This window comes from Streptomyces sp. ISL-94 (assembly GCF_018614075.1).
In the GTDB taxonomy this organism is placed as follows: Bacteria; Actinomycetota; Actinomycetes; order Streptomycetales; family Streptomycetaceae; genus Streptomyces.
In genome coordinates this window covers 1-9,164 of the sequence record NZ_JAGGOZ010000129.1, presented here as the reverse complement: position 1 = coordinate 9,164, position 9,164 = coordinate 1, and the positions used below count along the sequence as shown (strand labels likewise).

Here is a 9,164-nt window from a genome sequence, read left to right as displayed (position 1 = left end):
CAGGGACGTCCCCGCAGGACGAGCGCGCAACCACCCTGAACATGTCGAAGCCGGGCTTGGTGCGCGAGCCGAGGAGACGTCCCGGAGGGACCCCGCGGACCGCACCGGCGGTCACGACCCCGCCCGGGGACACCACCCCAGCCCCGCCGGCGATTGAGGCGAACGGGGGCCCGCGGTGCACGCCCGGCGGAGGGCTACGCGTCGAGGCCGATGGCGAAGGCGGCTTCCAGGTCGTGCTGGGAGTACGTACGGAACGCCACGTGCGTGTCCGTCGCCTCCACGCCCGGGATCTTGCTGATGCGGCCCGGGATGATGTCCGCCAGGTTCTCGTGGCGGGCCACGCGGACCAGCGCGATCAGGTCGTACGTCCCGGTGACCGAGTACACCTCGCTGACGCTGTCCAGCGCGGCGATGGACTCGGCGATCTCGGGGATGCGGTCCACGCTGGTCTTGATGAGCACGATCGCGGTGATCACGGCTGGCTGTCTCCCTCGGTGGCCGTCGCTGGTCGCTTCACTCTAGTCGTACGCCGATAGCGGGCCCACGCGTACAGGAAGCCGACCGAGAAGCCCACCAGATGGGCCAGATAGGCGACCCCCGGCCCGCTGCCCGCCCGGTGCGCCGCGACCCCCTGGAGGGCGAACCAGAACAGCAGCACGATCCACGCCGGGAACCGCAGCGGCAGGAAGAAGAGGAACGGGAACAGGCTCGTCACCCTGGCCCGCGGCAGCAGGCACAGGAAGGCGCCCAGCACCGCCGAGATGGCTCCCGAGGCCCCGACCAGGGTCTGCGAGGAGCTCGCGTTGGCCGCCGCGTAGGCCGCGAGGGCCACGTAGCCCGTGCAGACGTAGAAGACGAGGAACGCCGGCCGGCCCATCCGCTCCTCCGCCATCGCGCCGAAGACGTAGAGGAAGAGCATGTTCCCCAGCAGGTGCAGCCAGCTGCCGTGGACGAACAGCGCGGTCAGCGGTGTCAGCCAGGCCCGGGGGGTGCCCGTGAACAGCTCGTCCGGGACCACGCCCCAGCGCCGGAAGTACGCCGTCCCGGCGGCCAGCAGCTCGTCGCCCGTCCCGTAGACCGGGTTCAGCCCCGAGGCCGGGCCCAGTACGAACACCACCGCGCAGCCCGCGATCAGCGCTTGGGTGACCACCGGTCCCCGGGCAGCCTCGCGCACGGCCCGCCACCTTACGATCATGTGACAGAGCATGACGCAACCGGGCCCACCTGAAGCGGTGCCAGGCCGTAGGGTTACGAGCTGCGGTCCTGCGGTCCGCCAGAACGGACGCGGACGGACGCGGACGGCTTCAACGGACGCGGGCGGCTTTAATTGAATGAGCTACGAAGGAGAGAGCGGCCCGATGACGACGGTTCCCCTGCCGACCGACACCACCCGGTGGCGCTGCACCCTGTGCGGCAACCTCACGCGCTTCGATGTCACCCGTTCGTCGAAGGTCGTCGAGTACGTCCACCTGGACCTCGCCGGGGAGCCCAAGGTCGAGGAGCGCGAGGTGGTCAATGAGACCATCGAGTCGGTCCGCTGCCGCTGGTGCAACGCGGTGGACCAGATCGAGCTCGTGGACAGGCCGGGCGCGGACTCCTGAGGGAGCCGCGCCCACAGGTAGATCACGGTAGGGGTGACGGATTGTGGAGCCAGCAAGCGGCGCTGAGCCGGCCGACGCGGCCGGCGACGCCGCCGAGGTGCTCGACCGCCCGCTGCCGGAAGGCGTGCGGCGCCGGGTCGTCGCGCTCGTCTCGGAGGCGTTCGGCGGACTGACGGTCGCGGACCTTCCGGCGCAGCTGCGCCAGTACGCCCGGTTCACCCCGACCCGGCGCGCCAAGTTCGCGGGCAACGCCATGGCCGCCGCGGTCGAGACCGACGCCGTCTTCCGCAGCCGGGTCGCCGAGAAGCTGCGCGAGGCACAGGGCGACCTGGCCGGGGCGCTGGAGACCGGTGCGCCGCCCGCCGCCGCCGATCCGCTGGACGTGGCGGCCGCCGCCTACGTGCTGCGGCCGGCCGGGTGGGTCAAGCTCGTCGCCGCCGCGGGCGAGGAGGCGCAGCGCGCCGACGCCGAGCGGGTCGGCGAGGAGACCCGGCGCGAGCTGGACCGGCTCCGCGAGGAACTGGCCCACGTACGGGACCTGCAGCGCGCCGGCGGCGAGCAGGTACGGGCCGAGCTGGAGGCGACGCGCAGGGAAGCGGAATCGCTTCAGCGCAAGCTGCGCAGCGCGCTCAGCGACGTCAAGCGCGGCGAGGCGGCCCTGCGCAAGGTGAACTCCGAGATCGACGGGATCCGCGGGGAGGCGGCCGCGCGGGTGGCCGCCGCCGAGAGCGAGGCCCGGCGGCTCAGGTCGCGGCTGGCGGAGGTGGAGACGGCGCTGGAGACCTCGCGCCGGGCCACCCGCGAGGGCCGCAGCATCGAGGACATGCGGCTGCGGCTGCTGCTGGACACCGTGCTGGACGCGGCGGCGGGGCTGCGCCGCGAGCTTGCCCTGCCTCCGGTCAACACGCGCCCGGCGGACACCGTGGACGCGGTGGAGCCGGGCCGTATGACGCCGAAGGACATCGCGGCGCGTGCGCTGTCGGAGACCGATCCGGCGCTGCTGGACCAGCTGTTGGCACTGCCCCAGGCGCATCTGGTGGTCGACGGCTACAACGTGACCAAGACGGGCTATCCGACGATGCCGCTGGAGAAGCAGCGGCTGCGGTTGCTGGGCGGGCTGTCGATGCTGGCCGCTCAGACGGGCGCGGAGATGACCTGTGTCTTCGACGGGGCGGAACTGGCGGCCCCGGTGCTGCTCGCGCCGCCGCGCGGGGTGCGGGTGCTGTTCTCCAAGGCCGGGGTGACGGCGGACGAGCTGATCCGCCAGCTGGTGCGCGCTGAGCCGCCCGGCCGGCCGGTGGTCGTGGTCTCCACGGACCGGGAGGTCGCCGACGGGGTGGCCAAGGCGGGTGCGCGGCCCGTGGCGTCCGCCTTGTTGCTGAAGCGGCTTTCGCGCGTTTCGTAACTGCTGGCCCGTATGCCCGAATTGGCAGGGCTCGCAGGGGACGTACCGTCAAGTGCCCGGCACAGAGCGTGCGCTGTAGGTAAAGAAGCTGGTCGGAGAGCAAGTTTTTGCCGACTTGATTTGAACTGATCACAGCGAGGTCACTAAGGTCTGTTCAAACCTTCGTGCGGTAGATCACTCATTCGGGGTGGCGGCGGAGGTGCTGCCGAGTTGCGTTCTTCGGCGGCTCAAGGAAGAAGGAGCTCGCCTTCGTGGCGTCCCACCGTCGACCCAAGCAGCCGACCCGCGCTCGTGTGACCGTGCTCACCGCCACCGCGGCCGCGGCCGTCGTGCTCTCCTCCCAGGGCGCCTCCGCCGCCCCGGCGAAGCCGAGCAAGGACGAGGTCAAGTCCCAGGTCGACGCCCTGTACGAAGAGGCCGAGCAGGCAACCGAGAAGTTCAACGGGGCCAAGGAACGCCAGGAGAAGCTCGAAAAGGAAATCGGGCAGCTCCAGGACCAGGTCGCACGCGGCCAGGGCGACCTCAACGAGCTGCGCAACACGCTCGGTTCGATGGCCAGCGCCCAGTACCGCAACGGCGGCATCGACCCGTCCCTCGCCCTCCTCCTCTCCGAGGACCCCGACAGCTACCTCGACAAGGCCTCCTCCCTGGAGCACTTGAGCGGCAAGCAGGTCGAAGCGGTCCAGAAGATCCAGGCCAAGCAGCGCAGCCTCGCGCAGCAGCGCCAGGAGGCCGCCGGCAAGCTCGCCGACCTCGACGCCACCCGCAAGGAGCTCGGCGAGAAGAAGAGGGTCTCGCAGGAGAAGCTCGCCGAGGCCCAGGCCCTGCTCAACACCCTCACCGCCCAGGAGCGCGCCGCGCTCAAGGACGAGGAGTCGCGCGCCAGCCGCAGCGACAGCGGCCGCGTCGACCTCGGCAACGTGAAGGCCTCCGGCCGCGCCGGAGCCGCCCTCGAAGCCGCGAAGACCAAGCTGGGCGGCGCGTACGTCTCCGGCGCCACCGGCCCGAGCGCCTTCGACTGCTCCGGTCTGACGCAGTGGGCGTACAAGCAGGCCGGCGTCAACATCACCCGCACCACCTACACGCAGGCGAACGACGGCACCCGCATCAGCCGCAGCCAGCTCCAGCCCGGTGACCTGGTCTTCTTCTACGGCGACCTGCACCACGTCGGCCTCTACGCCGGCAACAACATGACGCTGCACGCCTCGAACCCGCGTGGCGGCATCAAGTACGAGTCGATGGACAACATGCCCTTCCAGTTCGGCGTCCGCGTCGGCTGAGTCCGCCCGGACGTCGAACTCCCGGTCCGGACGGCGAACTTCCGGTCGGGGAGTCGAACTTCCGGTCCGGGACGCGCCGTACACCGCCCATCCGGGCGAATTACGGGGCCTCGCCCTGACCACACGCCCCGCCGGTGACCTGCGTCTCCGGCGGGGCGTCACTGTGTGTACCCGTCGGCGGTCGTTGGCCGGTGCCCGGTGGCGCGGCTACTGTCGGCCAGCGCGGACCCGGCACACGGCCGTCCACGGGGGGCGGACCCGGGCACCGCGCAGCGGAAGGGAGCGGTTTCACGTGGCGTCCCATCGCCGGACCGGCCTCAGCGGTCTCGCCGGCCTCGACCGGAACACGAAGGTCACCGTCCTCACCGCCGCCGTGGCCACGGCCGCGGTTGCCATGACGGGCGCACCCGCGAGCGCGGCCCCCGGCCTCCCGCAGGACCCGTCCGACAGCGCGCGCGCCCAGGTCGACCGGCTCTTCGAGGAGGCCGAGCAAGCCACCGAGCGCTTCAACGAGGCAGGCGAGAAGGCCGACCGGCTCCGCGCCGAGGTCGACCGCGCCCAGGACACGGTCGCCCGCGGCCAGGAGCGCATCAACACCATGCGCGGCATCCTCGGCACCTTCGCCGGAGCCCAGTACCGCAGCGGCGGCATCGACCCCACCGTCGGCCTGATGCTCTCCAAGGACCCCGACGCCTACCTGGAGCAGGCCGCCGCACTCGACCGGCTGACCGGTCGCCAGGCCCGGCAGCTCGACGAACTCCGGGAGGAGCAGCGCCGGCTCGGCCAGGAGCGCCGGGAGGCCTCCCGCAAACTCGCCGAACTCGACGCCCTGCGCTCCGACGTGGCCCGGCACAAGCGGTCCGTCACGGCGAAGCTCGCGGCGGCCCGGCGGCTGCTCAACGCCATGCCGTCCGAGGAACGCGCCGACTTCGAGCGGGGCTCGCGCTCCGGCGGCCGCCCCGGCGCGCTGCCCGACCCGTCCTCGCTCGGCGCCTCCTCCGGCCGCGCCGCGACCGCCGTGATGGCGGCCCGGGCGGCGGTCGGCCGCCCGTACGTGTGGGGCTCCACCGGCCCCTCCGGCTTCGACTGCTCCGGCCTGATGGTCTGGTCGTACCGGCAGGCCGGAGTCTCACTGCCGCGCACCTCGCAGGCGCAGCGGCACGCGGGCCACCAGGTGCCCCTGTCGCAGGCGCGGCCGGGCGACCTGGTGACCTACCGCTCCGACGCCAGCCATGTCGGCATGTACGTCGGGAACGGGCAGGTGGTGCACGCGCCGTATCCCGGGGCCAGGGTGCGGTACGACCCGGTGGGGATGATGCCGGTGTCGGCGGTCACGCGGCCTTGAGGTTACGCGGCGCCGGTCGCCGGTCGCCGGTCGCCGGGCTCCGGTCTCCGTTTCGGATTTCCGTTCTCCGATGTCCTTCCGGTTGGCGGGGCGAGTGCGTGTGCCGCTCCCGGAGAGCGTCTGTGCGTACGATCGGCGGGTGTTTGCCCCCCGTCGCCGTCGTGTCGTGCTGGTGCTGCCGCTCCTGCTGTGCGTCCTGCTGGCCGGATGCGGTGCGCGGCCGGCCGGCACCGCCGAGCGGGACATCCGGCGGGCCGTCGCCGACTGGTCGCGCGTGCCGCCCGAGCGGCTCGCCGGGATCCCGCTGGAGGGCTGGTCGTACGAGGTCACCTCGGTGCGGCCGGACGGGGCGCGGGCCTTCGTAGGCGCCGAGCTGCGCTACCGGCTGGCGGGCTACGACACGGCGCCGGGCGGTTCGGCGCGCCGGCTGGAGCTCGTACGCGAAGCCACCGGGGACGGCGGGGGCGGCGAGCAGTGGCGGGTCACCGCGGACCGGCCCGCGCCGGGCGCGCTGCCGCAGCTGTGGGACCAGGGGCCGGTGACGGAGGTCCGGGGCACGCACTCGCTGGTGCTGGGCGGCGAAGGGGCCCCCGACCTGGCCGCGATCGCCGCCGAGGCAGACCGGGCCGTCCCCGCGGCGAGCGCCGCCTGGCCCCGGCCGTGGGCGGGGCGGCTGGTGGTACTGGTCCCGGGATCCCTGGACCGGATGGCGGAGCTGCTGGGCCGGCCGGCCGACGCCTACCGGGGGCTGGGGGCCGTCACCACCGGCCATGTGGGGGCCGGGCCCGCACCCGCGGACCGGGTGGTGGTCAACCCGGAGGGGTGGGCCCAGCTGGGCGAGGAGGGCCGCCGCGTCGTCCTGACCCACGAGGTCACCCACGTGGCCACTCGTGCGGCGACCACCGCGACGACGCCGTTGTGGCTCTCCGAGGGCTTCGCGGACTGGGCGGCGTACCGCGGCACCCCCACCACCCCCAAGCAGGGCGCCCCCGCGCTGGCACGGGCCGTACGGCGTGGCGAGGTGCCGGCCGCCCTGCCGGACACGGAGGCCTTCGCCTTCGGCGGCGACCCCGACGCACTGGCCCGGGCGTACGAGGGCTCCTGGCTGGCCTGCCGGCTGATCGCGGAGAAGTGGGGCGAGGCGGCGCTGGTGGACCTGTACGAGCGGGCGGGGCGCGAGTCCCTCCCGACGGCGCTGCAGGAGACCCTGGGCGTCGACCGGGCGGGGCTGACGTCTGCTTGGCGGGAGGCGCTGAGGAGTGAGCTGCGTTGAGTACTGGGCCTTGCGGGAGGCGCTGCGCAGCCGGCTTCCGTGAACGGTATCGTCGGCTGACGATGTACAAGACGCTGATCGTGACCAACGACTTCCCGCCGCGACCGGGCGGTATCCAGGCCTTCCTGCACAACATGGCGCTGCGGCTGGATCCCGACCGTGTCGTCGTCTACGCCTCCACCTGGAAACGGGGTGAGGAGGGGCGCGAGGCGACGGCTGCCTTCGACGCCGAGCAGCCGTTCCCGGTGGTGCGCGACCGTACGACGATGCTGCTGCCGACGCCGCGGGTGACGGCGAGGGCCGCAGCTCTGCTGCGCGAACACGGCTGCGAGTCGGTGTGGTTCGGGGCGGCGGCCCCGCTCGGGCTGATGGGCCCGGCGCTGCGGCGGGCGGGGGCGCGGCGGATCGTGGCCACGACGCACGGGCACGAGGCGGGCTGGGCCCAGCTGCCGGCCGCGCGGCAGCTGCTGCGGCGGATCGGCGAGGGCACGGACACGCTGACCTACCTGGGGGAGTACACGCGCTCGCGGATCGCCTCGGCGGTGACGGAGCGGGCGGCGGCCCGGATGGTGCAACTCCCGCCGGGGGTGGACGAGAAGACCTTCCACCCGGAATCGGGCGGGGCGGAGGTCCGCGCCCGGCTGGGGCTGACGGACCGGCCGGTGGTGGTGTGCGTCTCGCGGCTGGTGCCGCGGAAGGGGCAGGACACGCTGATCGAGGCGATGCCGAGGATCCTGGCGGCGGTGCCGGACGCGGTGCTGCTGATCGTGGGCGGGGGGCCATACGAGGCGGATCTGCGTGCGTTGGCCGCGGCCAAGGGCGTGGCGGGGTCCGTGCGGTTCACGGGGGCGGTGCCATGGGCGGAACTGCCCGCGCACTACGGGGCGGGGGACGTCTTCGCGATGCCGTGCCGGACCCGGCGGGGCGGGCTGGACGTGGAGGGCCTCGGCATCGTCTACCTGGAGGCTTCGGCGACGGGCCTGCCGGTGGTCGCGGGCGACTCCGGCGGGGCGCCGGACGCGGTCCTGGACGGAGAGACGGGCTGGGTCGTCCCGGGCGGCTCACCCGAGGACGCGGCGGACCGCGTGGCGACCCTCCTGCTGGACCCGGCCCTGCGGGAACGGATGGGGGCCGCGGGGCGTGCCTGGGTCGAGGAGCGGTGGCGCTGGGATCTGCTGGCGGGGCGGCTGCGGGAGTTGTTGTAGGGGCGGTCGGGGGCTTCGGGGGCTTCGGGGCTTCGATGCGGGGCCCGGGCGGGCGGAGTCGGTGAGGACCGGCCGAGGCCGGCCAGGCAGGGCAGTGGCCGGCCCGGGCGTCGGCGCGTCGGATCGCTACGTGGGTGAGGTGATCTGGCGGCGATCGGCCCGGTGCCGCCACGGTTGCGCGACTGTCATGTCTGACTGTCTCTCAGGTGTCTGTCAAGGCGGAGTATGGCTGGACGGCTGGATTCCGCTCATGATGCGGCCATGACATCAAAACTGACGCGCCGTCAAATACTCGGCATCGGCGCCCTTCAGACCGCGGCTGCTCTCGGGTTCACGCGGATCGGGCTCTCCTCCGCCTCTGCCGCCGAGCCGGGCGCAGTCCAGTACGCTCCGGCGATCGTCGTCGGGTCCGGGTACGGGTCCGCCGTTGCCGCGCTGCGGCTCGGGCAGGCCGGGGTGCGGACCGTCGTGCTCGAGATGGGGCGGCTCTGGGACGGTCCCGGGGCCGACGGAAAGGTCTTTCCCTCCACCTCCGCGCCGGACCAGCGGTCCATGTGGTTCCGTACGCGGACCGAGGCGCCGCTGGCGCAGTTCCTCTGGCTCGACGTGGTCAACCGCAACATCAGCCCGTATCCAGGTGTGCTGGACCGTGTGAACTACGGGGACATGTCGGTGTACGTGGGGCGGGGGGTGGGTGGTGGGTCGCTCGTCAATGGGGGGATGGCGCCCACGCCGAAGAGGTCTTATTTCTCCGAGGTGTTCCCCGGGGTCGATGCCGATGAGATGTACGGGGTCCACTACCCGCGCGCCCGCGCCATGCTCGGCGTGAACGACATCGACCCGGCCTGGTTCGAGTCCACGGAGTGGTACCGGTTCGCGCGGGTTTCGCGCAAGCACGCGCAGAACACCGGGCTGAAGACCGTGTTCGTGCCGAACGTCTACGACTTCGAGTACATGAAGCGGGAGGCGGCCGGGACCGCCACCAGGTCCGCGCTCGCGGGTGAGGTCATCTACCTCTGATCTTGGCCAGTGCTCCGCCCTTCAGGGCGGGGGTG

At 72.9% G+C, this 9,164-nt stretch carries 8 protein-coding genes and 1 pseudogene; 7 read left to right on the top strand and 2 right to left on the bottom strand.

Going from position 1 to position 9,164, the window contains the following annotated elements; translation table 11 throughout:
- Positions 1–194: 194 nt before the first annotated feature.
- Positions 195–476, bottom strand: coding sequence for an Lrp/AsnC family transcriptional regulator (locus J7E94_RS32255; protein WP_008738815.1), 282 nt, complete (start codon positions 474–476; stop codon positions 195–197).
- Complete coding sequence (locus J7E94_RS32250) at positions 473–1,195, bottom strand: rhomboid family intramembrane serine protease (RefSeq protein ID WP_251057560.1); 723 nt, start codon at positions 1,193–1,195, stop codon at positions 473–475. Before J7E94_RS32250 ends, J7E94_RS32255 begins: the two co-directional genes overlap by 4 nt.
- Positions 1,196–1,358: 163 nt before the next feature.
- On the opposite strand from J7E94_RS32250, the gene J7E94_RS32245 reads away from it, so the two are divergent.
- From J7E94_RS32245 to J7E94_RS32215, 7 genes and pseudogenes are all read left to right on the top strand, one after another.
- Positions 1,359–1,601, top strand: a complete 243-nt coding sequence (locus J7E94_RS32245; protein WP_215020373.1) for a hypothetical protein — start codon at positions 1,359–1,361, stop codon at positions 1,599–1,601.
- 40 nt (positions 1,602–1,641) lie between these two features.
- On the top strand, positions 1,642–3,006 hold the full coding sequence (locus tag J7E94_RS32240; RefSeq protein ID WP_215020375.1) for an NYN domain-containing protein: 1,365 nt from the start codon (positions 1,642–1,644) through the stop codon (positions 3,004–3,006).
- A gap of 251 nt (positions 3,007–3,257) precedes the next feature.
- Positions 3,258–4,286, top strand: a complete 1,029-nt coding sequence (locus J7E94_RS32235; RefSeq protein WP_215020372.1) for a C40 family peptidase — start codon at positions 3,258–3,260, stop codon at positions 4,284–4,286.
- Between the two features lie 292 nt (positions 4,287–4,578).
- Positions 4,579–5,631 (top strand): NlpC/P60 family protein, encoded by a 1,053-nt coding sequence (locus J7E94_RS32230; protein WP_215020371.1) that lies wholly within the window; start codon positions 4,579–4,581, stop codon positions 5,629–5,631.
- 139 nt (positions 5,632–5,770) lie between these two features.
- Positions 5,771–6,904, top strand: a complete 1,134-nt coding sequence (locus tag J7E94_RS32225) for a hypothetical protein (protein WP_215020370.1) — start codon at positions 5,771–5,773, stop codon at positions 6,902–6,904.
- Positions 6,905–6,966: 62 nt separating this feature from the next.
- The gene (locus tag J7E94_RS32220; protein ID WP_215020369.1) at positions 6,967–8,109 is read left to right on the top strand and encodes a glycosyltransferase family 4 protein; all 1,143 of its coding nucleotides are present in this window, start codon (positions 6,967–6,969) and stop codon (positions 8,107–8,109) included.
- A gap of 261 nt (positions 8,110–8,370) precedes the next feature.
- Positions 8,371–9,123, top strand: a pseudogene (locus tag J7E94_RS32215) (GMC family oxidoreductase); the annotation flags it as partial.
- Positions 9,124–9,164: the final 41 nt, after the last annotated feature.

Excerpts from the sequence above, each read along its gene's own strand:
- J7E94_RS32250 (WP_251057560.1), bottom strand. The coding sequence starts at position 1,195 with ATGATCGTAAGGTGGCGGGCCGTGCGCGAGGCTGCCCGGGGACCGGTG.
- J7E94_RS32245 (WP_215020373.1), top strand. The coding sequence starts at position 1,359 with ATGACGACGGTTCCCCTGCCGACCGACACCACCCGGTGGCGCTGCACC.
- J7E94_RS32220 (WP_215020369.1), top strand. The coding sequence starts at position 6,967 with ATGTACAAGACGCTGATCGTGACCAACGACTTCCCGCCGCGACCGGGC.